Origin of the sequence: Marinobacter sp. 1-3A (assembly GCF_016597775.1) — a bacterium.
GTDB classification, from domain to species: Bacteria; Pseudomonadota; Gammaproteobacteria; order Pseudomonadales; family Oleiphilaceae; genus Marinobacter; species Marinobacter xiaoshiensis.
The window spans coordinates 539,060-563,125 of record NZ_VCGZ01000001.1; the positions used below are offsets into that span (position 1 = coordinate 539,060).

The 24,066-nt window shown below is 55.8% G+C and carries 25 protein-coding genes; 7 read left to right on the plus strand and 18 right to left on the minus strand.

Annotated elements, in window-relative coordinates:
* Window positions 1-6 precede the first annotated feature (6 nt).
* Genes FE848_RS02390 through FE848_RS02410 form a run of 5 tightly spaced genes read left to right on the plus strand, consistent with a single transcriptional unit; the run spans window position 7 to window position 5,968 of the window.
* Window positions 7-939 (plus strand): DUF58 domain-containing protein, encoded by a 933-nt coding sequence (locus tag FE848_RS02390; protein WP_200201122.1) that lies wholly within the window; start codon window positions 7-9, stop codon window positions 937-939.
* Window positions 936-1,406 (plus strand): DUF4381 domain-containing protein, encoded by a 471-nt coding sequence (locus FE848_RS02395; protein WP_200201123.1) that lies wholly within the window; start codon window positions 936-938, stop codon window positions 1,404-1,406. Before FE848_RS02390 ends, FE848_RS02395 begins: the two co-directional genes overlap by 4 nt.
* Window positions 1,400-2,428: a vWA domain-containing protein gene (locus tag FE848_RS02400; protein ID WP_200201124.1), complete on the plus strand. Its 1,029-nt coding sequence runs from the start codon at window positions 1,400-1,402 to the stop codon at window positions 2,426-2,428. The genes FE848_RS02395 and FE848_RS02400 overlap by 7 nt, the downstream gene beginning before the upstream one ends.
* The gene (locus FE848_RS02405; protein ID WP_200201125.1) at window positions 2,421-4,229 is read left to right on the plus strand and encodes a VWA domain-containing protein; all 1,809 of its coding nucleotides are present in this window, start codon (window positions 2,421-2,423) and stop codon (window positions 4,227-4,229) included. The genes FE848_RS02400 and FE848_RS02405 overlap by 8 nt, the downstream gene beginning before the upstream one ends.
* Window positions 4,223-5,968, plus strand: a complete 1,746-nt coding sequence (locus tag FE848_RS02410; RefSeq protein ID WP_200201126.1) for a BatD family protein — start codon at window positions 4,223-4,225, stop codon at window positions 5,966-5,968. Before FE848_RS02405 ends, FE848_RS02410 begins: the two co-directional genes overlap by 7 nt.
* A gap of 79 nt (window positions 5,969-6,047) precedes the next feature.
* Here FE848_RS02410 and ccmI read toward each other — a convergent pair whose 3' ends face one another.
* The 9 genes from ccmI to ccmA all read right to left on the minus strand — a co-directional run bounded on the left by ccmI (window position 6,048) and on the right by ccmA (window position 13,361).
* Window positions 6,048-7,334, minus strand: coding sequence for a c-type cytochrome biogenesis protein CcmI (gene ccmI / locus FE848_RS02415; protein ID WP_200201127.1), 1,287 nt, complete (start codon window positions 7,332-7,334; stop codon window positions 6,048-6,050).
* A gap of 77 nt (window positions 7,335-7,411) precedes the next feature.
* Window positions 7,412-7,891, minus strand: coding sequence for a cytochrome c-type biogenesis protein (locus tag FE848_RS02420; protein ID WP_200201128.1), 480 nt, complete (start codon window positions 7,889-7,891; stop codon window positions 7,412-7,414).
* Complete coding sequence (locus tag FE848_RS02425; protein ID WP_200201129.1) at window positions 7,891-8,427, minus strand: DsbE family thiol:disulfide interchange protein; 537 nt, start codon at window positions 8,425-8,427, stop codon at window positions 7,891-7,893. The genes FE848_RS02420 and FE848_RS02425 overlap by 1 nt, the downstream gene beginning before the upstream one ends.
* Window positions 8,424-10,436 (minus strand): heme lyase CcmF/NrfE family subunit, encoded by a 2,013-nt coding sequence (locus FE848_RS02430; RefSeq protein ID WP_200201130.1) that lies wholly within the window; start codon window positions 10,434-10,436, stop codon window positions 8,424-8,426. The genes FE848_RS02425 and FE848_RS02430 overlap by 4 nt, the downstream gene beginning before the upstream one ends.
* A 39-nt stretch (window positions 10,437-10,475) precedes the next feature.
* Window positions 10,476-10,949 (minus strand): cytochrome c maturation protein CcmE, encoded by a 474-nt coding sequence (gene ccmE / locus FE848_RS02435; protein ID WP_200201131.1) that lies wholly within the window; start codon window positions 10,947-10,949, stop codon window positions 10,476-10,478.
* 15 nt (window positions 10,950-10,964) lie between these two features.
* Window positions 10,965-11,204, minus strand: coding sequence for a heme exporter protein CcmD (gene ccmD / locus FE848_RS02440; protein ID WP_200201132.1), 240 nt, complete (start codon window positions 11,202-11,204; stop codon window positions 10,965-10,967).
* A 3-nt stretch (window positions 11,205-11,207) separates the two neighbouring features.
* Complete coding sequence (gene ccmC, locus FE848_RS02445; RefSeq protein ID WP_200201133.1) at window positions 11,208-11,951, minus strand: heme ABC transporter permease CcmC; 744 nt, start codon at window positions 11,949-11,951, stop codon at window positions 11,208-11,210.
* Between the two features lie 32 nt (window positions 11,952-11,983).
* Window positions 11,984-12,709, minus strand: coding sequence for a heme exporter protein CcmB (gene ccmB, locus FE848_RS02450; protein ID WP_200201134.1), 726 nt, complete (start codon window positions 12,707-12,709; stop codon window positions 11,984-11,986).
* The gene (gene ccmA, locus FE848_RS02455) at window positions 12,699-13,361 is read right to left on the minus strand and encodes a cytochrome c biogenesis heme-transporting ATPase CcmA (RefSeq protein ID WP_227715081.1); all 663 of its coding nucleotides are present in this window, start codon (window positions 13,359-13,361) and stop codon (window positions 12,699-12,701) included. The genes ccmB and ccmA overlap by 11 nt, the downstream gene beginning before the upstream one ends.
* Window positions 13,362-13,485: 124 nt before the next feature.
* Here ccmA and FE848_RS02460 point away from each other — a divergent pair, with 124 nt between their 5' ends.
* Together FE848_RS02460 and FE848_RS02465 are read left to right on the plus strand one after the other, a co-directional pair.
* Window positions 13,486-14,835 (plus strand): flagellar hook-length control protein FliK, encoded by a 1,350-nt coding sequence (locus FE848_RS02460; protein WP_200201135.1) that lies wholly within the window; start codon window positions 13,486-13,488, stop codon window positions 14,833-14,835.
* Window positions 14,832-15,149, plus strand: a complete 318-nt coding sequence (locus tag FE848_RS02465) for an EscU/YscU/HrcU family type III secretion system export apparatus switch protein (RefSeq protein ID WP_200201136.1) — start codon at window positions 14,832-14,834, stop codon at window positions 15,147-15,149. The genes FE848_RS02460 and FE848_RS02465 overlap by 4 nt, the downstream gene beginning before the upstream one ends.
* Here FE848_RS02465 and FE848_RS02470 read toward each other — a convergent pair.
* The 9 genes from FE848_RS02470 to FE848_RS02510 form a co-directional block, all read right to left on the minus strand.
* Window positions 15,135-16,238, minus strand: a complete 1,104-nt coding sequence (locus tag FE848_RS02470; protein ID WP_200201137.1) for an ATP-binding protein — start codon at window positions 16,236-16,238, stop codon at window positions 15,135-15,137. The two genes, FE848_RS02465 and FE848_RS02470, sit on opposite strands and share 15 nt — an antisense overlap.
* Window positions 16,235-18,517, minus strand: coding sequence for an ATPase, T2SS/T4P/T4SS family (locus FE848_RS02475; RefSeq protein WP_200201138.1), 2,283 nt, complete (start codon window positions 18,515-18,517; stop codon window positions 16,235-16,237). The genes FE848_RS02470 and FE848_RS02475 overlap by 4 nt, the downstream gene beginning before the upstream one ends.
* 26 nt (window positions 18,518-18,543) lie before the next feature.
* A complete protein-coding gene (locus tag FE848_RS02480; RefSeq protein ID WP_200201139.1) occupies window positions 18,544-18,936 on the minus strand; it encodes a DUF2802 domain-containing protein in 393 nt (130 codons plus the stop codon).
* Between the two features lie 67 nt (window positions 18,937-19,003).
* On the minus strand, window positions 19,004-19,492 hold the full coding sequence (locus FE848_RS02485) for a chemotaxis protein CheW (RefSeq protein ID WP_200201140.1): 489 nt from the start codon (window positions 19,490-19,492) through the stop codon (window positions 19,004-19,006).
* 154 nt (window positions 19,493-19,646) lie between these two features.
* On the minus strand, window positions 19,647-20,399 hold the full coding sequence (locus tag FE848_RS02490) for a chemotaxis protein CheW (protein WP_200201141.1): 753 nt from the start codon (window positions 20,397-20,399) through the stop codon (window positions 19,647-19,649).
* Complete coding sequence (locus FE848_RS02495; RefSeq protein ID WP_200201142.1) at window positions 20,392-21,189, minus strand: ParA family protein; 798 nt, start codon at window positions 21,187-21,189, stop codon at window positions 20,392-20,394. Before FE848_RS02495 ends, FE848_RS02490 begins: the two co-directional genes overlap by 8 nt.
* Before the next feature lie 167 nt (window positions 21,190-21,356).
* On the minus strand, window positions 21,357-22,148 hold the full coding sequence (motD, locus tag FE848_RS02500; protein WP_200201143.1) for a flagellar motor protein MotD: 792 nt from the start codon (window positions 22,146-22,148) through the stop codon (window positions 21,357-21,359).
* 18 nt (window positions 22,149-22,166) lie between these two features.
* Window positions 22,167-22,907, minus strand: a complete 741-nt coding sequence (locus FE848_RS02505; RefSeq protein WP_200201144.1) for a flagellar motor protein — start codon at window positions 22,905-22,907, stop codon at window positions 22,167-22,169.
* Complete coding sequence (locus FE848_RS02510; RefSeq protein ID WP_200201145.1) at window positions 22,907-24,049, minus strand: protein-glutamate methylesterase/protein-glutamine glutaminase; 1,143 nt, start codon at window positions 24,047-24,049, stop codon at window positions 22,907-22,909. The genes FE848_RS02505 and FE848_RS02510 overlap by 1 nt, the downstream gene beginning before the upstream one ends.
* Window positions 24,050-24,066 lie beyond the last annotated feature (17 nt).

Here is a 24,066-nt window from a genome sequence, read left to right on the forward strand (position 1 = left end):
CTGGCCATGGATGTACGCGCCAGTGATGCAACAACCCGCATAAACTTGCAGGCACTCATTCGCCTGCAAGCAGATGCCCGGGCCTTGAAGCTGCCTTCAGCGCGCCCTGCAAGAGCACGCCAGGCTGGGCTCCAGCGCTCTGCACAGCGTGGTCGTGGAATGGCCTTTGCGGAGGTGCGGCTTTACCAGCCAGGGGACGATATCCGCAGCATTGACTGGCGTGTAACCGCCCGTCGCCAGGCTCCCCACACAAAACTGTACGAGGAAGAGCGCGAACGACCGGTACTGCTGATATGCGATCTGGGCCCTACTCTGTTCTTCGCCAGCACCGGAGCCTTCAAGCAGGTGCGCTGCGCTCAGCTTGCCGCCATTCTTGCCTGGCTGGCGCTTATGGCTGGTGATCAGGTAGGCGGCATTGTGTTTAACGGCAGCACCTTGAACGTTCAGCGCCCGGCCCGGCGAAAAAAATCTGTATTAAGATTGCTGGACACCCTCGCCTGCCAACAGCACACATCCATAGAAAACGCCGCATCAGAAACCACCCTCGATACGGCGCTCGCGGAAGCCCGGCGTGTTGCCCATACCGGCAGCCGGATCTTCGTGATCAGTGATTTTCTTGGCATCTCGGATAGCACCCCGGCATTGCTCGCTGCTCTGGCTCGCAACAACAGTGTCAGCGCATTGCGCGTTGTGGACCCCCTGGAGCTTGAACTGCCCCAAAGCGGTCGCTTCGCAGTTGCCGGTACTGAAGGCCCTGTCTGGTTTGATGCATCCAACAGCAGCTTTCAGCAGGCCTGGCGTGAAAAGATCACTCACCACGAGGCCAGGCTTGAAGAGTGCTTTCGGCTATCTGGCGTATGGGCGTCTAATGTTTCAACCCATGAATCACCTGCAGTGAGCCTTAAATCCATACTCGGGCCGGGAGGGAGAATCGGATGACGCCTGACGATCCCCTGAGCCAACTGCGAGATATTCACTTGCCAATAACCGGCGGCTTCTGGCCACCGGCGCCGGGCTGGTGGGTTCTGGGCCTCCTCCTGCTTTTTGCTTTGGTCGCTTTGGTCTGGGCAGTTATTCGTCGCCACCGCCGAAACCGCTGGCTGAGGCTTGCAAAGGCCGAACTGGCTATTCTGGAGCGCTCGGCCGTTAAAGAGCCACTGTGGTTCACGGAACTCAATGCGCTGCTCAAGCGTGTGGCGCGGGCCCGTTATCCGGCCGAAAACCCTGAAGCCCAGACAGGCGAGCAATGGGCAGAATGCCTGATTCGCCACCTCCCTGAAGGACGAATAGCCCATCGTCCTGTTGTCGATGCGTTGATAAACAGTGCCTGGCAACCGGAGCCGACGGCCGAACCCGCACAGGCTTTGGAATTCGCCCGTATTTGGCTGGAGGCGCAAAAATGCTGAGCCTCACTTACCCCTGGGTACTACTACTGATTCTTGTGCCCCTGCTGTTGCAATGGAAGAAGCCCGCCACCCACACAGTGGACGCCCCGGTTTTCCCCGTTGGCCACTGGCTCTCGGAGCTGCCGGGGGTTACTCGACAGGGCAATGGCGTGCCCCGCTGGCAAACCCTGGTGCTGTTTCTGGCCTGGGCGCTGCTGGTACTGGCACTGGCACGGCCACAGCATGTCGGTGAACAGGTGCAAATGCCCGTGTCCGGGCGCGACCTTATGCTGGTGGTGGACATTTCGCCCAGTATGGAAGAGCAGGACATGATCATTCAGGGCCGCAGCATCAACCGCTTACAGGCCGTTAAAAGAGTGCTGAACGACTTTATTGCCCGCCGTGAAGGAGACAGGCTGGGCCTGATACTGTTTGGCACAGAGCCTTATGTGCAGGCGCCTTTGACCTTTGACCTGGAAACACTGGAAACCCTGTTGCAGGAATCCGGCATCGGTATGGCCGGGCGGGCAACAGCCATCGGCGACGCTGTCGGCCTGGCTACAAAGCGCCTCAGAGAGCGCCCTCAACAACAACGAGTGGTGGTATTGCTGACTGATGGCGCCAATACCGCCGGCCAAATCACTCCGGACAAAGCCACGGAAATAGCGGCGGCTGCAGGCGTTCGCCTTTATACAATCGGTATTGGTGCCGAGTCGATGATCCGCCGTGGTTTGTTGGGCTCCCGCCGGGTAAACCCTTCAAGAGATCTGGACGAGGATCTGCTGACACGCATGGCCCAGCAAACTGGCGGCGAGTATTTTCGTGCCCGCAGCCTGCCCGAGCTGGAATTGATTTACGAAACCATCAACCAGCTTGAACCCATTGAACTGGATGGCAAAACCTACCGCCCGGTTACCGATCTCTTTTTCTGGCCTGCGGGCATGGCAGTCGTTCTCTGGCTATGCCTCCTTATGTTCAGACGAATCAGGACCTGGCAGGGCAATACCCGGCAGGCTGCGGAAGGAGATGCGACCCATGGCTGACTTCCACTTCATCCGCCCTCTCTGGCTTCTGCTGCTACTCCTTGCGCCTTTGTTGTACATTGTTTTGGCGCGCCGGAGCTCCGGCGACAGTGGCTGGTCAGGCCTGATCCCCGAGCAGCTTTTGGCCCCGGTTATCCGGCGTTATGGCGGAGCTGAAGGCAAAGGAAAATCAAAGCTCCTGCCAGCAATCAGCGCACTGGTTATCCTCGCTATTGCCCTCGCCGGGCCAGCCTGGCGTGAGGCACCGACACCCCTGAAAAAGCCGGGGGACAGCCTGGTGATTGTGCTCGACTTATCGCTGTCCATGCTGGCCACCGATCTGGAACCGGACCGCCTAACCCGGGCAAAGCGCAAAATCCGCGACATACTCGCCGTTCGGGAAGGCAGTCTCACCGGGCTGATTGTGTACTCCGGCGATGCTCACGTTGTCACGCCTCTCACCGACGACATCAACACAGTCACTGGCATGCTCAACGTGCTCGATCCTGTGATCATGCCGGTTCAGGGCAACCGTTCGGATCTTGCAGTTGCCAGAGCCCGCGCACTTTTGGAACAAGGTGCTCCGGGCATGGGTCGCATTCTGTTGATTACCGATGAGGTTCCAGATCGCTACCGCGAGCCTATCCGCACTGCGCTAAAGGGTAGTGACTATACCCTCAGCACGCTGGCCGCCGGCACCCGCGATGGCGGCCCCATCCCGCTTGCAAGGCGGGGGTTTATCCGCGATAACGGCAGCATCGTCATAACTCGCACCGACCCGGACATGCTCGCGGAACTCGCCCGAAACAATGGTGGTAGCAGCCATGAAATGACGTTGGATGACACCGACATAGCAGCCCTGAATCTCAGCCCTGCGGAATCCGACGAGTGGCAAGACTCCACCACCGGGCTCACAGTAAACCGCTGGCAAGACGACGGCTACTGGCTGCTGTGGCTGGCCTTACCATTGTTATTACTGGGCTGGCGCCGCGGCGCTTTTACCGCCATAGCACTGATTGTCCTGCCCGCTCTGCCACAACCAGCTCAAGCCATGGATTGGGGCAGCCTGTGGCAGCGTGAAGATCAAAGGGCCGCGGAATTGATACGGGAAGATCCAGCTGCAGCGGCCAGGATTCTCACGTTACCGGAATGGCGGGGGGCAGCTCTTTACAGGGCCGAGCGCTATGAGGAAGCCGCCAAAGTTTTCTCCGGCCTGGACACTACCCTCGGGGATTACAATCGTGGCAACGCTCTCGCCCGGGCCGGCAAACTAAAGGAAGCTATTGAGGCCTACGACAGCGCACTAGCCCGCAAACCAGACATGGAAGATGCGCGGGTAAACCGTCAGATTGTTGAGGATCTGCTCAAACAGCAGGAGAAACAATCCGGTCAGGACCAGGGCGAAGACAACCAGAACCCTTCGGATTCCAGCCAGAACGATGGCCAGCAACAGGGGAACCCCTCAGACTCATCCGGTGACAACGAAAATCAGGATCAGCCACAGAACTCGGACCAGGAACCTGAACAGTCCGAAAACGGAGGCGAAGACCAAGAGCAGAGCGGTAATCAGGATGAACCTGGCGAGCAGCAAACAGGCGACGCATCAGAAAACCAGGATTCAAGCGCGCAGGCCACGGAGACAGAACCCGGCGATCAGGAAGTCGAGGCACCCGCGCCCACCTCTGAAACGCCCCTGACCCAAAGCCAGGAGCAATCCCTTCGCCGGGTACCAGACAATCCGGGCGGGCTTTTACAACGAAAATTCCTGCAACAGTATCAGGAGCGTCAGACACCATCGGATGAGGGCGACACACCATGGTAAAACAGCTGAATATTCCGGCAATCTGGCTGGCAGTTCTTATGGTATTCGGGCTTGGTGCGCAGGCCGGCGAACTCAGCGTAGAGCCAGACAGAACCCGCCTTTACGAAGGCGAAGTGCTGACGCTTACCGTCAAGGGCAGCACAGAGATAGATATCAGCCTGAGCAACCTGTTTGATTTTGATCTATCGAACTTGCCCTCGCCAGATATCGAAAAGGTGGAACGTGATTTCGAGATACTCGCCCGCAACCAGCGCTACAGCATTCGCACAATAAACAGCGACATGGTGGGAGAAATAACCTGGACCTACCAGCTTGCACCCAAATCAACCGGAAAACTCACCATACCCCCACTGAGTTTCAAAGACTCAAAATCCAAACCGGTGGTCATCGAGGTTGTTGGCGGTACGCCCCCTGACCAGACTGGCACGAATCGAGGGAGTTTCATTGAGCTGACGGCTGATAAAGCCGAAGTCTATGTTCAGGAACAGCTGATCCTGACAGTGAGGCTGTTCTTCCAGGGCAACCTTATCCGTGGTGAGCTATCCGATCCGCAGCACCCAAACGCGATCATCGAAAGCCTCGGCAAACAACGGGAGTATTCCAGCGACCGCGACGGCGTACGCTACCGGGTTGTGGAGCGGCGCTACGCCCTGTTTCCACAAAAACCCGGCGTAATGAATCTGCCTCCCATTCGTTTTGAAGGTCAGGCCAGAGATGCCGACGGCTCTCTTCGGTTCCTGCGGGACAGTGCCTCCTTGTTTGAAGTGCCTGTAAAAGATGTACCAGCAGAGTTCAGCGGCGCAACCTGGTTACCGGCCACCAGCCTCACTCTCAGAGAGGCTGGCATGCCACCTACCTTGAATCTGAAGACCGGCGACAATCTCACCCGCACACTAAGCCTGCAAGCTGCAGGACTGCCCTCAGAAGCGCTGCCCCCCCTACCTGATTCTGCGCCTGACGGGCTTCGAAGCTATCCGGAAGAGCCACAGCGAAACACTAACGTGGGCCCCGACGGCATTGTCTCGACCCTCACTCAAACCAGCGCTCTGGTTCCCGTGGAATCCGGAAAACTGAGCCTTCCGGCGGTGCGTATTCCCTGGTGGGATACAGAATCCGACAGTGAGAAAGTTGCTGTTATCCCTGCACAAACCCTGAACGTGGTTGCATCTGACGCGTCACCAGCGGCTGTTGGAGGCTCCACGTCAAGCCAAGGCTCACCACCTGCCACTGGCGATGCGAATCAATCTGTCAGCACCGGTGCAGCAGCAGACAACGCATTCTGGCAATGGGTCAGTCTTGCACTTGCGGGTATTTGGGTTCTGACAATGTTGGCCTGGTGGCGAACCCGCAGACTGGCTGCCGATGCGCCTGCCAATAGCGTCTCTGAGGAAAGCGAAAGCGAACGCAATGCGTTTGAGCAGATGCTTAATGCGGCAAAAGATGGTCGGGCATCCACGCCGGGGCTGTTTGTTCACTGGTCAAATTTGCACTGGCCAGGGCACGACTTCCGCTCTGCCGGAGACGTTTTCCGGGTAGTTCAGACACCGGATCTTGACAAGGAGCTGAGCGCACTACAGGCGCATCTGTTCAGCCAGGATCGTTCCGGTGATGGAAACAGCAGTGAACAGTGGGACGGGGAGCCTCTGGTTGCGGCGCTCCGGCAAGCAAGACAACAGAAAAACAGATCTAAGCAGGAAACTGACTTGCCGCCACTTTACCCCGCCGGCCTTTCATTGTGAGGGGTAACGTGGCAACAACTGAAATCAGTTTGAACACTCACCGGGCCGGTACCTGCCGGCTCGGCGGGAGAAGTTCCGGTTAACTTCCGGTCAACTGCTTATTGATCACTATGGATACCGGTGCGCCCTGCTCTTTGGTAACCGTAATGGGTGTATCAGTACTGCCCTGCCAGTCACCTGCTTGTGCGTTGATGCTGCCAGAACGTGTCAGGCGCGCCGTTACAGCCACTTCTTCCACACCTGAGATCACTGCCTCCGGCGTCATCGCATATCGGTCATCCAACCGGATATCAACGGGCAAAGCGCTTGCGGTCAACCTGACAACGGCCAGCGGGGGGCCGCTTTGAACATTCGCTGCACGGGCAAAAATAAACAAGGTAGTGTCTTCAGGAATATCCTGCTTGAATGCTTCATCGAGGCTTACGCTCACAGTTACGCCCATACCCTGAGCGCTATCATCCGCTGCAGCAAAAGCCGGTTCCTGTGCTGGTGGCTGCTCCCCAAGCCGAGTGTAAGCTTCTTTAATGCCACCCTGAATGGCGCCCAACTGCGGGTGGTCTGGTGCGACTGCCTGGATGCGTTCCCAATATTGGATAGCTTCCCGATAGTCGCCCTGACTGAAGGAGTGAATACCCAGTAAGCCCAAGGAATTAACTTCGTCTGGGTTCAGTGATCTTGCTTCTTCAATTGTGGCGGTGACCTTATCGGTCATGGCACCCTGACTGCGGAAAAACAGTGCTTGCGCAGACAGCCCCAGAGCAACTGCCCGGGATCCATCATCCGACTTCACACTATCCGCCAGCTGCCGGAATGCCCAGGCAGCATCTTCATAGCGCTCCAGGCGCATATAGGTTTGGCCCAACATAGCCCATCCGTCCGGGTTGTCGGGGCTTGCTTCCAACCGCTCACGCAACTGTTCTGTGAGCGTGTCCATCTGCGCTGCTCGGGCTTCGTCTGAACCACCCAATTCCTGCATGGCTATATACGCTTCCACGCTGTCCAGAGCGCCCCACTCGTCATAAAGTACAACCGTGGCTGCGGGGATCAGGAGTATTGAAACCAAACCCACTGCCATCGCGGCCTTGCGACCGGGAATACTTTTTGCCGGAGCTTCGTTCTCAGGCACATCATCCAACATGGCTCCGGCAAGTTCATCGCGCAATTGCTGGTATGTTTCCTCGTCAATAATCCCAGCTTGATGCTCTTTTTCCAACTCAGCCATGCGGCTGCGATATGCCATCAGGTTCTGGTTCCTGAGATCCGTCTGCTGCCGGTCGCCCCGGCGGTGGAACATCACTGGGTAGATTACAAATGCCAGGGCAAGAATGATCAGTACCGTTGCGGCAATCCAGAAAGTTTGGGTCATGGAAATATCATCACAGGTTCAAAATGAATAAAACGGTGCGTACAGCTACGAAGCCAGGCCTTTGAACTAAGTGCTATTCAGGCCTTGCCGTTACGATTTTTTTCCGCAAGCATTTTTTCAATACGGGCCTGCTCGTCTGCACTGAGTGCTGGCGCTGCTGTGCCCGCCCGACGAGAACGAACAACCACCCCGGCCACCACCAGCAAACCACCCAAAACGGCTATTGCAGGCGTTGCCCAGAGAACGAAGGTTCGACTGTCCAGATCGGGCTTGTATTTCACAAACTCACCAAAGCGGCCTACCAGAGACTCAACAATTTCATCATTGCTGGCCCCCTCCTGCATCATTTGATAAACCGCATTTCTCATATCCTTGGAAATGGGGGAATTTGAATCCGCAATGTTCTGGTTCTGGCATTTGGGGCAGCGCAGTTCTGCAATCAAATTCTGGTAGCGTTGCTCTTCACTGCGGCTGTCAAAACCATACACAGCAGAAACATCTGCAGAGGTTATGCCGGATGCAAGAATAGCCAGCAGGAAACACATAATACGGAGCATCAGCCATTCCCCCGCGCTTTAGTAATCACTGGCAACAGGATCTGTTCCCACACCTCGACGTTGACCACACCTACATGGCGATAACGCACAACACCGGATGCATCAATAACAAAGGTTTCTGGCGCGCCATAAACACCCAGATCAAAACCCAAGGTGCCTTTTGGGTCATAGATCACTGTACGGTATGGATCGCCCAACCTGTCCAGCCAGACCAAAGCGTCATCTCTGTTGTCTTTGTAGTTCAAGCCGATAATTGGAACCTTCCTTTCCTGCGCCAACCACATCAGATCAGCATGCTCGTCCCGGCATGCAGGGCACCAGGTACCCCACACATTCAGCAGGGTAACCTCACCCTGGAACAGGCTCTCATCAAGGGTCGCCTCAGGTTGCTTGAGGCTTTTGAGACTGAATACCGGAACCGGCTTTCCAACCAGGGCGGAATCCAGCTTGGTGGGATCTTTACCGATACCGGCAAACAGAAACGCACCCACTACGATGGCCACCAGCAGGGGCAGGAATAGTAAAAACCGCTTCATGAGACTGCTCCGGCTGTGCCCTGGGAGCCCGGCTGAGTTGGCGACGAGGGTGTCGCGGGTGTTGCGCGTTCAGTCGCGCGTTCGCGTATCCGGTAACGGCGATCCGATATGGCCAAGAAGCCACCGGCCGCCATAAATAAGGCTCCAAGCCAGAGCCAGCGGATCAAAGGCTTGTACTGCAGACGAATAGCCCAGGCGTTATCAGATATGCGCTCACCGACAGCCACAAATATATCCCGGAACAAGCCGGCATCAATATCCGCTTCTGTCATGACACTCATGCCAACGGCGTACTGGCGCTTTTCGGGGTGCAGTTCAGCAACCAGCTTGCCATCCCGCGAGATCTCGAAGGTGCCATACTGGGCTGTGAAGTTACGACCGCGGCGCTCACCGATATCCACAAACAGGAATTGGTAATCCCCAACCTCAGCCACATCACCGGGCACCATGCGCACATCGCGCTCGATGCCATAGTTCGACACCACCGTTGCGCCTGCCATGGTGAGAGCCAGTCCGAGATGACCAAGGACCATGCCGTAGTAACTGCGGGATTGGCGTTTAAGGCCGTGAACTCGCCCCTTTTTCGACGAGGATTTGTCCCACAGATCCCAGAAGGTTGCAGTGGTTACCCATAGGGCTGTAAATACACCAATAAAGGCCCAAGGCTTGAATCCGCCATACACAATCATGACTGCCGTGCTGAACAGCATACTGATCGCCAGCGGCCACAAAAGTTTGCGCGCAAGCCAACCGGCATCGGTTTTTTTCCAGCGGGAAAACGTGCCAACGCCAAGCAGAAGGCCTGTCGCCACGGCCAGTGGGCTGAATGTGAGGTTGAAAAATGGCTCGCCAATGGAAATCTTGCCCAACTCAAAGAAGTCCAGAACCAGCGGGTAAAGAGTACCAACGGCGACCAGCAAGGTTGCAGAGACCAACAACACGTTGTTCAGCAACAGGAAGATTTCCCGTGAGAGTGAACCGTAACGGGAGCGCACGTGAACCACTGGCGCCCGGAACGCATAGAGCATCAGGCTGGCCAGAATGGTTAATGCCAGCAACGCCAGCAAAAAGGTGCCACGCTCCGGATCGGACGCAAAGGCATGCACTGAGGTAAGCACGCCAGATCGAACCAGGAAGGTTCCCAGCAGGCTCAGGGAGAAGGTCACAATGGCCAGCAGTACCGTCCAGCTTTTGAACACACCGCGTTTTTCGGTCACTGCCAGCGAGTGCATCAGTGCTGTACCCGACAACCACGGCAACAGGGACGCGTTTTCTACCGGGTCCCAGAACCACCAGCCGCCCCAGCCAAGCTCGTAGTAGGCCCACCAGCTTCCAAGAGCAATACCGATAGACAGGAAAGCCCAGGCAACCGTTGTCCAGGGCCGGGACCATCTGGCCCATGCAGCATCCAGACGGCCATTAATCAAGGCTGCAATGGCGAATGCGAAAGCGACCGCGAAGCCAACGTAGCCCATATACAACATGGGCGGATGCACAATCAGACCGAAGTCCTGCAGCAGCGGATTCAAATCCGCTCCATCAGCCGGCACGTTGGGCAGCAGGCGATCAAAGGGGTTTGAAGTCACCACTATAAAGAGCATGAAACCAACACTGACCATGCCGAGCACGGATAACACCTGGGAGATCATCACCGCAGGCAACCGGCGACTGAAAATGGCAACAGCCATGGTCCACCCGGTCAGCATCAATATCCACAGCAGCAGTGAGCCTTCATGACCACCCCACACAGCGCTGAACTTGTAATACCAAGGCAGCATACTGTTGCTGTTGTTGGCCACGTAGGCCACGGAGAAATCATCCGTCAGGAATGCATGGGTCAGTACCGCAAACGCAAGCCCGACAAACACAAACATGCCGGTGGTCAAAGGCCTGGCAAACGCCTGAAGGCTGTCCCGGCCGGTGAGTGAGCCAACCAGGGGTACAACCGACAGAAGCACTGCCAGAATCAGCGCAAGTATCAGTGCAAGCTGTCCGAGTTCGGGATACATCAAAGCTCTCCAGGATTCAGGCTATTGGTTGTAAGGTGTTTAGTAGGTTGCCGACTTAGTGCCTTCAGTTGCTGATTTGGCCTCGGCTTTTGAAGCCTTTTCCAGGGCGCCAGCAACTTCCGGAGGCATGTAATTTTCATCGTGTTTCGCCAGAACCTGGTCCGCCACAAATCGCCCTTCATTGTTCAGCCTGCCCATGGCAACAATCCCCTGCCCTTCAGCAAAGAGATCCGGCAGGATTCCAACGTACTCAATCGGCACAGAGGCGCTGTAGTCCGTTACCAAAAACTCAACTTTCAGAGATTCCGGATCTCGAATAACCGAGCCTTCCTGCACCATGCCACCAGCACGAATTCGCACATCTACCGGGGCTTCACCCGCAGAGATCTGGCTTGGGTCGTAGAACAAGTTGATGTTCTGGCGCAGTGCATAGGTTGTCAGCGCGACGGCAACGGATAGTCCTGCCAGCAGAAACAGTACAATGGTCAGCCGCTTTTTACGGATCGGGTGCATTTACATACCTGTCAGTCAGTCTTGGGAAACGTTTACGCGCGCGAAGGACGCAGAAGATGTCGGAGCCGTGGCCACTTTACCCTTGTCGGCCTGGAACTCATATCTGCGGCGGCAGGATTCAATAATGGCAGTCCTGCTCCGCAGCGATCCTGCCATCATGGCAACCATCAGCACGAAAAAAACAGCGTAGCAGGCCCACACATATGGGCCGTGGCCCTCCATCGCGATAAAGGCAGAAAAAGAATCAAATGCCATGGCTCAGCCCCGTCCTTTCAATACGAATTCTTTCACCCACCGGGTGCGTTGCTCCCGGGACAAAATTTCTGTCTGCATACGAACACAGGCGAGCCAGCCGAAAATCAGGTACAGGCCCAGCACTGATAGCAGAAGCGGCACCCACATTTCTGCCGGCATGGATGGCTTTTCTGTGAGTTTGAATGTCGCGGGCTGGTGCAGTGTATTCCACCAGTCTACGGAGTATTTGATAATGGGGATATTCACTACCCCTACCAGCACCAGAACAGCGACCGCACGGGCTGCCGATTTTTCGTCATTGATAGCGCGATCCAGTGCGATAACGCCGCCATACAGGAACAGCAAAATCAACATGGACGTGAGCCGGGCGTCCCAGATCCACCAGGTACCCCAGGTTGGCTTGCCCCAGACTGCCCCGGTAAAGAGCGCCAAAAACGTAAGCACCAGCCCCACCGGCGCAACCGCCTTGACGAACACATCGGCAAGTTTCATGCGCCAAACCAGAGTTACCAGGGCCGCAGACGCCATCATTATGTATACCGATTGCGCCATAAACGCTGTTGGCACATGAATAAAAATGATCCGGTAACTGTTGCCCTGAAGATAATCCTTGGGTGCAAACGCCAAACCCCAGATTACGCCTGCCATTAGCAACAATATGCCGCCAGCCAACAACCAAGGCATGAACCGGGTGGATATCCCGAAAAACCATTTTGGGGAACCTAGTTTGTGAAAAAATTGCCACATCAGATGGTCACCGCCCTACCGTTTACCTTGTTTTACCCGTTCGACATGCTGATTTTCAGCGCTGCAGCTGCTGCAAAGGGCGCCAGTGTCAGCGCCAGCATCAGGAAAGCCCCCATCATAGCCAGATAAGCCCCCACAGATGCTCCCTCCGCGGCGGCTGCAACTGTGCCTGTGCCGAATATCAGCACCGGAATGTACAGGGGAATGATCAACAGGGACAAGAGCACACCTGCCGATCGCAACCCAAGCGTTAACGCAGCACCAATAGCACCAATCAAACTCAGTACCGGTGTACCAATCAACAGCGTTAGACACAAAACAGCAATAGAGTTCCCGTCGAGATGCACCATTACACCAAGAACGGGCGCTAAAACGACCAAAGGCAAGCCTGTCAGCATCCAGTGGGCCATGGTTTTAGCCAAAATCATAAGAAACAGCGGTTGCGGCTGGAGCACAAGCTGTTCCAATGTGCCGTCATCAAAATCATGGCGAAACAGATGATCCAGCGACAGCAACACAGAAAGCAGGGCTGCCACCCAAAGTATACCGGCACCTGCTTGGCTGAGGAATGACACCTCCGGGCTGACACCAAGAGGAAACAGCGTGACGACCATAATAAAAAACAATAGAGGGTTAAGCAGATCCTGGCGCTGCCGAAATGCCACCTTCATATCCCGGGCAAACACACCTTTCATGGCCGCCAGAGCGCCAACACTGTTACTGGCAAGCAGGGCTGCGGGGCGGGTTTCAGCATTCATCGGCCACGCCTCCCTTGCCAAGCAACAGCCTGTGCATACCCGGCAGCGCCAATTCATGGTGAGTAGTCACCAACACGGCACCCCCTTCCGCAGCTCGCTGTTGCAAAAGGCCTTCAATAGCTGCCACACCGTCCGAATCAATGGCGGTAAACACCTCATCAAGAAGCCATAGGGGTTCATCGGCAATTAACAGCCGGGCCAGTGCAACTCGGCGCTGCTGGCCGGCAGACAAATTACGGCAGGGTACGTTTTCATACCCAGCGAGACCAGTGCCTTGTAGGGCCTGGCTTAATGCCGAATCAGACACAGGCCTGCGACCTGCCATTAATGCACGTAAGTTTTCCAGAGGAGTAAGCAAAGGCTTGATACCCGGACGATGCCCGAGATACAGCATGTTGCGGAGAAACTCTTCGCGATGGTTTGCCACCGGCGCCCCACACCACCTTAAATCACCTGTCCAGGCATCATTCAGGCCAGCCAGAATTCTTAGCAGGGTTGTTTTACCAGAGCCATTTGGACCCTCGACACGGGTTACAGTACCGGGCAGTATGGAAAAGGATAACTCACGGAAAAGTATCCGCTTGTCCCGCTCACACTGCAGGTTAACAGCCTGTAGTAGTGGTTCGGGAATCAAGGGTAACGGCTCGGACATCAGGGCCCCGTAATCAGGACGATGCATCATTGCATCGGGTGTATTCACGACAATAGTTGCCAGCGCGGCGTATTATAACGAAAGCGCTAACAGATTACTCTTGTCTGGTATCAAGTCAGCAGCGATGAAACTACCCAGCGGCCAACAGTCCCCAACCCCTCCGGCACCGGCAACACCCAGGCCGACGCAAACCAATGAAGCCTCGCAGCCAGGCCGGGAAACCATAGCGCTGTCTGCCCGGCAGCAACTGGATCAGGTTCAGCTCGCAAACCGGGAAACCATACTGGCGCGGGTGGCAGAAGTCATCAACCGTCAGGGCAGCGCAAACGCAGAAGTGTTGCTGGATGTACGAGGCAAACCCTTACAGGTGAATGCAGCCATTGGTGCCACGGAGCTGACATCAGGGGATTGGGTAAAAGTAATGCGAGCCGGTAACGAACTCCAACTGTTAGGCAAACTGGCAGCGACACCAGAAGCCACGATTGCCCGGGCCTTGGCGCAACGCATGCCCTGGCAGCAAAGTCTGGATAGCGGCCTGGCAAAACTTATGACAGCACTGAACCGGGGTTTGGTACCTGAACTGACACCGGGGCAAATGCCGACCGGCCGCAGCCTGCAGCCTTTGCCGGAAGCGGCACGCCAGACTCTTGAATCTCTGCTTGCAAGGCTGCCTGCCAGCAATTCCCTGACACCCGGCGCCGGCAATCAGAGCAACAGCGTACAACAAATCCGACAATGGGTCGCCGAGAGTGGGCTATTTGCAGAATCCCGACTGACCCAGACACCCTCGCCGGCACTGCCCGATCTCAAACTTGCCATAGGGCGAATGATCACCAGCTTGCTGGCAGAACAAGACGGCGACGCCGCGACCTTGTTCAACCGCCTCACACCGCTCGCAAGCCCCAGCCTGGCACAGGCACCGTTGCAATTCCCCCAGACCAGGGTATCGACTGTTAACCCCGAGCCCACATCTGTGGGCCAGACCTTGCGCATGCTGGCAGGCATGTTGAACCGGATTACGGTTAACCAGCTTCATAGCCAAATTCTGACAGCACGAGGCGGCGGTGACACGCCCGCACCCACCTCTACCATGCTTATGGACTTACCCTGGGTAACGCCCCAAAACGAGCCCAAGCTGGCCCAACTGCGCCTGGAACAGTACAAGGAAGGGTCTTCAGCCAAGGGGCGTGACGAAAAGCGGGCAGCCATCGGTGAATGGCGCCTGAATCTTGCTATTGACCTGGAACTGGCCGGGGCTCTGAACTTTGAGGTCTCCCTGCGCCAGCAGGAAGTCAGCGCCCGTGTGTGGGCAGAAAAACAGGAGACGTTAAAGCAGGTGAACGAAGAACTGCCGCTTCTGAGGCGAAGCCTTGTGGAATTAGGTCTGGAAGTGACCGACCTGGAATGCCGGCGGGGCAGCCCTTCGTACCCGACAACCAAGCTGGAACACAGACTGGTGGATACCCGAGCATGAACGATAAAAATCAGGGCCAATCATCCAGCGCCGCCGTTGCACTGAAATACGACGGCGAAAAAGCGCCAACCATTACGGCCACCGGCACTTACGAACTGGCTGATGAAATTATCAGGATCGCCAGAGAGAACAACGTGCCCCTGTATGAAAACGCCGAGTTAGCCGGCGTTCTCGCCCGTCTATCCCTCAACGACGAAATTCCCGAAACTCTCTACCGGGTTATTGCAGAAATTCTTGCCTTTGCCTTTCACATACGCGGCCGCACGCCCGAAGATGCCGGCCGGGACAACTCTGAGGCATCAATGGATGAGTGAGCGCAGAGCCCAGACCTGAGCCCAAACCTCACCCTTACGGGGTGCAATAGCTGTCTCGAAGTAGTGCTTGAGGCGCCGGCGGTCGTCCGGATGATCCTTAAGTGCCGAACCGATGATGTGATGCATCAGTTGCTCTACCGTCATGTTTCCGCCGCCGTAATACCAGGCATTCAGGCTTGCCGCGTGAGCAACTGACACCGCTTCAGCGGTTGAAAGTGCTGCGCCCGCCAGGCGATCCGTACTCCTGCCATCCATGGTTTGGCCATTGCGAAGCTCGTGAAACATAGTAACCAGCACCTCAATAACAGCCTGGTCCAGGTCCACGTTGATCCCCGCCCGCTTGTTGGCTTTATTCACCTCCCTCAGAACAATGCCTATTTCATCCGGCAGATTCCTGATTGGCCGGATTTCCTCAAAATCCAGCCTGCGCTTGAGAGCAGCACTCATCTCATTCACGCCAGCATCAACGCTGTTAGAGGTAGCTATCAGGTTAAACCCATCCCGGGCCAGTATCACACCATCGTCTCCGGGAATTTCTGGAATGACAACAATCCGGTCGGACAAAACCGACAACAGCGCATCTTGCAGCGACTGCGGGCAACGGGCGATTTCCTCAAACCGTACCAACCGACCTTCCATCATGGCGCGCATTAGCGGGCTCGGCACCAGCGCCTCGAAACAAGGGCCTTTGGTCGCGAGGATGGCGTCGTTCCAACTATACAGAAGCTGCCCAACCTGAGTGATCGCTCCACCTTGTAAAGCCAGAGTAGAATCCCCTGAAATGGCCGCCGTGAGCAATTCAGAAAGCCAGGACTTGGCCGTACCCGGCTCGCCAACCAGCAAACAGCCCCGGTTAGTGCACAAGGAAATGATGATACGGGTAACCATGGCGCGATCCGCCACAAACTTGCACTCAATGCCCAGGCTTTCATCGCCCAGCACAAACTTCTCAACCGCCCTCGGCGACATACGCCAACCTGGCGGTATGGGCCCAAGATCCATGGCAGCTATGCGCTCCAGCTCGTCGTGAAAAACCACTTCGGCCGGCACCCGTTGCGCGGCTTTCTTCTGCTGATTAGCTGCGCTCATAACGTACTCCTGCGACCGCCACGGACTTCCGGCGCCATACGCTCCTGGGGCAGAATGCGTGGCAGCTCTGACATGGGAATGACACCCTCAATAACATGGTCCAATGCACTGTCGCGCATGGTCACCAGGCCGGAATCCAGCGCCCGCCAACGCAATTCGCCAATGGGTGGCTGGCTGGATATGGCATTGCGGATATCCGAATCCACCTCCATATACTCCACGATGGCCACCCTGCCCCGGGTGCCGCGCCCCCCACACTTGTCGCAGCCGGCACCTTCAAAACAACGAAAATCATCCGGTGCGCCGTTGGGAAAGACTTCCTCAAGAATAACCGGGTCTGGTGTCGCTGGCCGACGGCAATGTTTGCAGATGCGTTTGGCAAGGCGCTGGGCAATGACCGCCAACAATTCACCGGCGATGGAGTTCGGATGAATGCCTAAATCGTACAATCGCTGCAGGGAATCCACCGCATCATTACTGTGCAACGTAGAAAGCACCACGTGGCCAGTTTGGGATGCGCGAATGGCTTCCAGAGCGGTTTCTTTATCGCGGATCTCTCCAACCATGATGATATCGGGATCCTGACGAACAAAAGCCCGCATCGCATCCGCAAAGTTAAATCCGATTTCGCTTCGAACCGGGGTTTGCTGAACATTATCGATGGAGTACTCAATGGGGTCCTCCACCGTAATCACCTTACGTCGTCCATCGTCTGCAAGGGTTTGCAGGCCAGCATAAAGCGTTGTGGACTTGCCTGACCCTGTAGGGCCAACCACCAGAACCAGACCCGCTGGGTTATCCAGCAGGCGCTCATAATGTGAGCCTATCATTGGCGACATGCCCAATTCGGCAATGGTCATGGCGCGGCCGGTCTGGGGTAACAAGCGGATAACCGCATGCTCACCATGCAATGAGGGCTGAGTCTGCACCCGCAAATCGTAGGCCATATCACCCAACTGCAACCGGGAACGTCCGCCCTGGGGGAGCCTGCGTTCAGCAATATTGAGTTCAGCCCGCAATTTGATGACGTTAATGACACCTTTGAGCTCACGGGGTGTAATCTGGTACTGGCCCAAATCTCTCAGGTCGCCGTCTACCCGCAAACGAATCCTTACCCGCTCACCGTACTGTTCAATATGAATATCACTGGCTTTTTCACTGACGGCATCCAGTAGAATCGCCTCGTACACCGACACCAGATAGGGGCTGACATGATCGGTACCGGTTTCCTGACCCAGCGAAGTATCACGCTTGTTACCACTACCCGCACCTGTGGTGGACAACACTGCCTGGTCGGCGGCAAACCGGTTACCTTTAGCCGACAGGTCCAATGCTGACCAAATCCGCCGGAAATCGGTGGGCGTAACCAACCAGCATTCTATGGTGTGATCCGGGCTCATGCGCTCCAATTGATCAGTGCGTGCATCCGGATCATCGGTAACAAACGTCACCTTTTCGTTTGTCTGGGCCACCGGGATAATCCGGGACAAGTCGAGGAAGGTGCGAGAGAAGCGCTGGAACAGTTCATCTTTCAAAGCGGGCAAAAGCGCATCAGCCTCAGCAAAAACCATTCCCCGCTGCTGAGCCAGAGAGCGATAGAGCTCGCGTTCCTCAATATTCAAGGTGCGGCGCAAGACATCCAGAACGCGGCAGTTTTCTGTCGCCGCCTGGGCTTTGGCCTTAGTCAGAATGCACTCATCCACCATACCCAGATCGATAAGAATCTGTTCCGAGTTACGATTAAAGTCTACCCAGCCCAGAGTGCGAACCCGCTCCAGCTTATCGGCGCGCTTCACATACATGGCCATACTTGGCACCGGCCCGGCCTTACCCTCAAGGCAAATGAGATTGCCGCCTTCGCACAGGTATTGCTTCAAAGTGTCGTGCTCGCTCATAAAGGTGGTGCACAACACAAGATTGCAGGGTTGATCGAGATCCAGTTCGCTCTCGGCCGATTGGGCGAGAACATCCACATTATTCATGCCCAGCCGGAAAAACCGGTCTCTCGCAGCTTCTGCAACGCTCGGATTTTTTTCGATATAAATAACACGATGAGCAAGGCGTGACAGCACAGCAGCAAGGTAGCCGGAACCGCCACCCACATGCATAACAGTGTCCGCAGGCATAACCTCGGGCATGATAGACAGGATATGAGCAACGGTTTCATGGCGGGGAATGGAGTGCCCGGTTATAGAGGGGATCAGATCCGAGCCGGTAACAAAATCAGTGCGGGAAACGGCAAGAAGGGCCTCTCGGCCCCTTGAATAGACTTTGTTCATTCAAAAGCGTCCGTAACAGCTTGGTTTCAGGCCGCCTGACGTTTTTTCAGTGCTGATACCAGTTCGGCCTCGGGACGGGATATTCCGCATGTGTTCATAAGATCGTCGATATCGGCACCAAGATCAACCAGCCGTGAAGCCTCATCGTAAGATATTCTCAGAGGGTCGTTCTGGCGCATCTCATCCATGGTTATTCGCAGCTCATGCAATTGCCGTTCACAGGCCACAAGGCGCTGCCCCACACCCATGCTGCCACTGGCAGTAGCATGCAACTCTCTGCCGAGGATATCGCAGCGCTCCTTGAGTGTGGCTTTCAGCTGCCGGTTCTGGCGCCCAAGCATAACGCCCTGAGCAAAAACCAGTGAAATCGCTACAGCAGTCAGCGCCCAGGGAAGATAGGAAGGAATTTCAGTAAACATGATGGACGTCTCCGGTTATTAGCCACTTGAGGCATCCATCATCAGGTCTGGCCGGTAGTGCGCCGGTTTACAGCCCTGCGATCTCTGCCCATTCGTGGTCTGACAGCATTTTGTCGAACTCGACCAATATGATCAGTTCACCACCCTTATTACATACACCCTGGATAAATCTGGCACTTTCATCATTACCCACGTTCGGTGCAGTCTCAATTTCACTGGCTTTCAGGTACACAACCTCGGCCACTGAATCCACCAGAATACCCATCACCTGGTCGGCAGATTCCATCACTACTATTCGGGTGGCGTCTGTCATTTCTGCATCTGCCAATCCGAAACGGCGACGGGTGTCGATGACTGTCACCACGTTGCCCCGCAGGTTGATAATACCGAGCACATAGTCCGGAGCGCCTGGCACCGGCGCAATCTCCGTGTATCTCAGTACTTCCTGAATCTGCATAACATCCAGACCATAGGTCTCGTTATCCAGCCGGAAGGTCACATACTGCAGTACCTGATCGTCTTTGGCCTGTTTTTGCGGTCCGCTCGGGGATGCCATAACCAGTTTCTCCTGTTCGGCTTACCCGGGCGGGCAGCCTGATCGTCAAAAAAACATCATCAGTGCCCAATACTATAGTTAAGGGCACAAACCGTGCCAGTACGGCAAGGTTTCGTTCGGTAACCGGAAGAGTCGTCAACTCATATCAAGGTCGTCAACTCAGATCAAGATGCTGCTCTCGCTCCGCACGCACCAACAAATCCGCCATGGTACGGACATCAACCAGAGCACACATCTGCTCAATTACTGTGCCAGCCAACCAGGGCCGCTTGCTGCGGGCCGTGCGCCAGCGCACATCATCCGGGCTCAGAGTGAATGACTGGGCTACATTATCGCATGCCAAACCCCATTCGCTGTTATCCAGGCGAATAACAAAACGATAATTATCCCGGGCATTCGCAGGCACTCGCCCGGCCATAATCCACTCAGCCGTGTCCACAACCCTGAGATTCTGATGGGCACCCATACGAATGCCCATGTACCAACGGGGGCTACCGGGAATGGGCCGAATACTCTCTTCAATCTGATATATAGCACCCAATAGCACCAAAGGCACCGCGAGTTGCAACCCGGCCACTGTGAAGATCAGGCACTCGAATGGGCGCTCTGACCAATCCGGGCGTGCTACTGGTACTTCTTTCCCTGGCGCACGTTCTGGCGTGGAGGCCACCGCTGGGGCAGTTTCCCGAACCTGCACCGGTTGTGACGCCACCAAGGGTGCCGGTGCCAGAACGGGCGCTGGCTCAGGCGCTATCACCCGCTTTTTGACTGGGGCTTTTACGGCTGGTTTTGGCTCAGCCAGCTCTTCATGCCGCGCAGTGTTCGTAGCTGTGTGCAGCAGTTCGTCCAGATAACTGGCAATCGCGCTGGCTGGATCGGCGAGCTTTGTCAATTTCTCGTCAGCCATGCTGACGCTCCTTCTGCGCGCCTGTCTTGGCCAGCAAATCGTCCAGTAAATGCCGGTACGCCCGAACGCCATGTGTCTGGGCTTCCAGCTTTGAGGGAATTATGCCGGCCTGACTGGCGTCGCGGAATTTTGTATCGACGGGCACAGCAAAGCGCCAAAGGTTGTCCTGATAGGTTTTACGCAGCAGGTTAAGGCTTTGCATTGAGGCCTGGGTGCGGCGATCGAACATGGTGGGCACAATCGTGTAAGGCAGTTGATTCTTCTGGGAGCGCATGATCATCTGCAGCGTATGCAACATCCTCTCAAGACCTTTGATGGCCAGGTACTCGGTTTGTACAGGAATAATCAGGTGCTGTGCCGCTGCCAGTGCATTGACCATCAGCACGCCGAGAGAAGGCGTGTTATCCAGAAGAACGTAATCATAATCGTCCCACAGCTGGGTAAGCGCCCGGGAAACAACCAGCCCCATACCTTCGGCGCCCACCATTCGGCGCTCCAGGGTCGCCAGCGCGGTACTAGCGGGCAAAAGATCCAACCCGGGGCAACTGGTTTCTGTAATAAGCTGAGCTGGAAGCCCCTCAGGCACCTTGCCCTGATGCTGAAACAGATCGAAAAGACTGTGGGCGATGGTATCCGGATCGTACCCGAACCAACTGGTCAGCGAACCATGAGGGTCAAGGTCAACCATCAGAACGCGCTTGCCACGCTCCGCCAGCAAGCCGCCTAAAGCGACTACCGAGGTGGTTTTACCCACGCCACCCTTCTGATTGGCTATTGCCCAGATTCGCACGTTTTCACTCCAAAACGACTGTGTTGCGATCAACTGAAAACCGAGATGTATCCCGGTTTATCGGCCAGTTTTCATGTAACTTGAATGAGTTGCATGCCGGCAGCCGGTTGCCGCCTGAATGTATTCGGGTGGAGATATACAGAAACCGTGCCAGACAGTAATCGAGTTTAAATACCCTGGCGCATAACGCCCCGGATGCTGGCATCACGGGAAATAAGCAGCACTACCCGTCGATTACGACGACGGCCTTCCTCGGTGTCATTTCGAGCCAAAGGCTGATACTCCCCGTAACCAATCGCAGCCAGTCGTTCAGGCTCGATACCTTCCATGCTTAACATGCGGACAACCGCCGCCGCACGCGCCGCAGATAGTTCCCAGTTCGAAGGGAAACGCGGGGTGCGAATGGGTTGATTATCGGTGAAGCCCTCAACCTTCACTGCGTTGTCCCGGTTCCTGAGAACCCGCGCAACTTTGTCCATCACATCAAATGCATCATAGTGGGGCTCCGCATCACCACTACCGAAAAGCAGGCTATCCGGCAAATTAAGCGAAAGCCACCGATCGTTGGTTTCAAGGGTAACCACCCCACGATCGATCAATTCGTCAAACTCCATAGCCAACTGATCTGCCATGGTGCGCAAAGCCTCTGTGCGGGCCTGTGTATCCTGCTCTGAGTTTCTGGGGGCCTCTGTTACCGCCGGGGGAATTACAGCCTCCGAGGGCTGAACTTCCGGGCGTGGAGGCTGGTCACCAATTTCAATGGGCTGAAAGGAGCGCTGAGGAGCGTTAAAAACGCCTGTAAATGTCTCTGAGAGTACCTTGTACTTGCCCTCATTTACCGATGAGACCGAGTACATCACCACAAAAAAAGCAAACAACAGGGTTATGAAATCCGCATAGGAAATCAGCCAACGTTCCTTGTTGTGCAAGTCATCCTGAGGTTGCCTGCGACGCCGCATAATAGAAACCGGTTTTGCTTACTGCAGAAAGCCCCGCAGCCGCAATTCAATGGATTTGGGGTTCTCACCCTCTGCGATGGCAATAAGACCATCAATCATCATGTCTTCGTATCGTGAACGTTCCTTGACCAGCCCACGCAGTTTATTGGCTACCGGGAAAAACAGCAGGTTGGCCAGCGCCACACCGTAGATGGTTGCCACAAAGGCGGTGGCAATTCCGCTGCCGAGGGATGCTGGGTCTTCAAGGTTGGTCATCACCTGGATCAGCCCCATAACAGCGCCAATAATGCCAATGGTCGGTGAATAGCCTCCCATAGCCTCAAACACTCGAGCGGACTCAAGATTTCGCTGCTCACGGCAATCCAGATCTATTTCCATGATGCTGCGAATTGTTTCGGTTTCTGCACCATCCACCAGTAACTGAAGGCCTTTGCGCGCAAAGGATTCCGGCTCATTCTCCGCCAACCCTTCAAGCCCCAGAAGGCCTTGCTTCCTGGCCTTTACGCTCCAATCGATTACCTTGCCAATCCCGTCTTCAATGCTGATAAATGGAGGAACAAACACCCACCGCGCCTGTGCGGCAGCCCGTTTCAGTACCGGCCAGGAAGTCTGGAGGATGGTCGCAGCCAGGGTTCCGCCAATCACAATGATGGCCGCCGGCCCATTAAACAGTGAGCTCAGTGCTCCGCCTTCAAGCAGGTTGCCGCCAAGAATAGCGGCAAAAGCCAGAACGACACCGAGCAGGCTGAGTATATCCATCAGCAAACGCCCTCAAGCAATCTTGGCCCTATTTCATCCAGTGACAGGATCTCGTCACTCAGGCCAGCTTTGGCAACTGCCATGGGCATACCGTAAATCACCGACGATTTTTCATCCTGGGACCAGATGGGCGAGCCACTTTGTTTCATCATTCGGCACCCTTCTTTGCCGTCTGATCCCATTCCCGTCAGGATGACGCCGAGGGTTTTGCCGGGAAATGCACGGGCAAGAGAACCAAAGGTAACGTCCACACAGGGGCGGTAATTCAGTCGCTCGTCCCCTGGCAGTATGCGCACCCGAGGTTGCCCTCCGCGATTTTCGACCATCATCTGCTTACCGCCAGGGGCAAGCAGTGCCAAGCCAGGGCGAAGGATATCGCCATCTTCTGCTTGCCGGACTTCAATTTTGCACAATTTGTTAAGACGCTCAGCAAAAGCCGGCGTAAAGCTCGCTGGCATGTGCTGCACCAGCACGATCGGTGAGGGAAAACTCGCCGGCAAGGCCGCAAGTACTCGCTGAAGAGCTACTGGCCCGCCGGTTGAGGTGCCAATAGCCACAACGGAAAAGTGCCGTGCCGGGCTTTTCCGTGACGTTCGCTTGGGCGTTTCATCCTGCAGAGGCTGAGCCGCCTGGCGAGCGGGCGCCACAGAGCGACCCGGCGCTGCGGTCCTGGCCGGTGCTATAAGCGTGGGTTGTGGGGCTGTTCTGGAAGAAGGTGGAGTTGGCTGCGCCCGGCTGGCAGGTCGACTGCGAGCAACATCGAGCACGCGATCAATCAGGATTTTTTGCAACTGGCTGCCATCCCGCGCGATTTCCTCGAAGTTTTTGGGCAGGAAATCTACCGCCCCGGCTTCCAGTGCGTCCAGAGTGATTCGGGCGCCTTCGTAGGTGAGCGAGGAAAACATAAGCACCGGTATTGGATGCTTCTTCATGATTTCCCGCACAGCCGAAATACCATCCATAATCGGCATTTCGTAATCCATGGTAATTACATCCGGGCGCAGAGATTCCGCCAGTTCAACACCTTCCCGGCCGTTGGCTGCCACACCCACCACACGGATCTGGCCCGACGATGTGAGAATCTCTGTTAATCGCTTGCGAAAGAAACCTGAGTCGTCAACGACCAGGACAGAAACTGTCATCCGTTTCTCCTACCAAA

Coding starts and splice junctions, on each gene's coding strand:
- FE848_RS02430 (WP_200201130.1), bottom strand. CDS start 10,436: ATGTATCCCGAACTCGGACAGCTTGCACTGATACTTGCGCTGATTCTG.
- FE848_RS02485 (WP_200201140.1), bottom strand. CDS start 19,492: ATGGCATCCCCGAGCGGACCGCAAAAACAGGCCAAAGACGATCAGGTA.
- ccmE (WP_200201131.1), bottom strand. CDS start 10,949: ATGCACCCGATCCGTAAAAAGCGGCTGACCATTGTACTGTTTCTGCTG.
- ccmC (WP_200201133.1), bottom strand. CDS start 11,951: ATGTGGCAATTTTTTCACAAACTAGGTTCCCCAAAATGGTTTTTCGGG.
- FE848_RS02510 (WP_200201145.1), bottom strand. CDS start 24,049: ATGACAGTTTCTGTCCTGGTCGTTGACGACTCAGGTTTCTTTCGCAAG.
- ccmI (WP_200201127.1), bottom strand. CDS start 7,334: ATGACCCAAACTTTCTGGATTGCCGCAACGGTACTGATCATTCTTGCC.
- FE848_RS02490 (WP_200201141.1), bottom strand. CDS start 20,399: ATGGCTGACGAGAAATTGACAAAGCTCGCCGATCCAGCCAGCGCGATT.
- FE848_RS02470 (WP_200201137.1), bottom strand. CDS start 16,238: ATGAGCGCAGCTAATCAGCAGAAGAAAGCCGCGCAACGGGTGCCGGCC.
- FE848_RS02460 (WP_200201135.1), top strand. CDS start 13,486: ATGAAACTACCCAGCGGCCAACAGTCCCCAACCCCTCCGGCACCGGCA.
- FE848_RS02405 (WP_200201125.1), top strand. CDS start 2,421: ATGGCTGACTTCCACTTCATCCGCCCTCTCTGGCTTCTGCTGCTACTC.
- FE848_RS02420 (WP_200201128.1), bottom strand. CDS start 7,891: ATGCTCCGTATTATGTGTTTCCTGCTGGCTATTCTTGCATCCGGCATA.
- FE848_RS02395 (WP_200201123.1), top strand. CDS start 936: ATGACGCCTGACGATCCCCTGAGCCAACTGCGAGATATTCACTTGCCA.
- FE848_RS02410 (WP_200201126.1), top strand. CDS start 4,223: ATGGTAAAACAGCTGAATATTCCGGCAATCTGGCTGGCAGTTCTTATG.
- FE848_RS02480 (WP_200201139.1), bottom strand. CDS start 18,936: ATGTTTACTGAAATTCCTTCCTATCTTCCCTGGGCGCTGACTGCTGTA.
- ccmA (WP_227715081.1), bottom strand. CDS start 13,361: ATGTCCGAGCCGTTACCCTTGATTCCCGAACCACTACTACAGGCTGTT.
- FE848_RS02505 (WP_200201144.1), bottom strand. CDS start 22,907: ATGGATATACTCAGCCTGCTCGGTGTCGTTCTGGCTTTTGCCGCTATT.
- FE848_RS02425 (WP_200201129.1), bottom strand. CDS start 8,427: ATGAAGCGGTTTTTACTATTCCTGCCCCTGCTGGTGGCCATCGTAGTG.
- FE848_RS02400 (WP_200201124.1), top strand. CDS start 1,400: ATGCTGAGCCTCACTTACCCCTGGGTACTACTACTGATTCTTGTGCCC.
- FE848_RS02475 (WP_200201138.1), bottom strand. CDS start 18,517: ATGAACAAAGTCTATTCAAGGGGCCGAGAGGCCCTTCTTGCCGTTTCC.
- FE848_RS02465 (WP_200201136.1), top strand. CDS start 14,832: ATGAACGATAAAAATCAGGGCCAATCATCCAGCGCCGCCGTTGCACTG.
- ccmB (WP_200201134.1), bottom strand. CDS start 12,709: ATGAATGCTGAAACCCGCCCCGCAGCCCTGCTTGCCAGTAACAGTGTT.
- FE848_RS02390 (WP_200201122.1), top strand. CDS start 7: ATGGATGTACGCGCCAGTGATGCAACAACCCGCATAAACTTGCAGGCA.
- motD (WP_200201143.1), bottom strand. CDS start 22,148: ATGCGGCGTCGCAGGCAACCTCAGGATGACTTGCACAACAAGGAACGT.
- ccmD (WP_200201132.1), bottom strand. CDS start 11,204: ATGGCATTTGATTCTTTTTCTGCCTTTATCGCGATGGAGGGCCACGGC.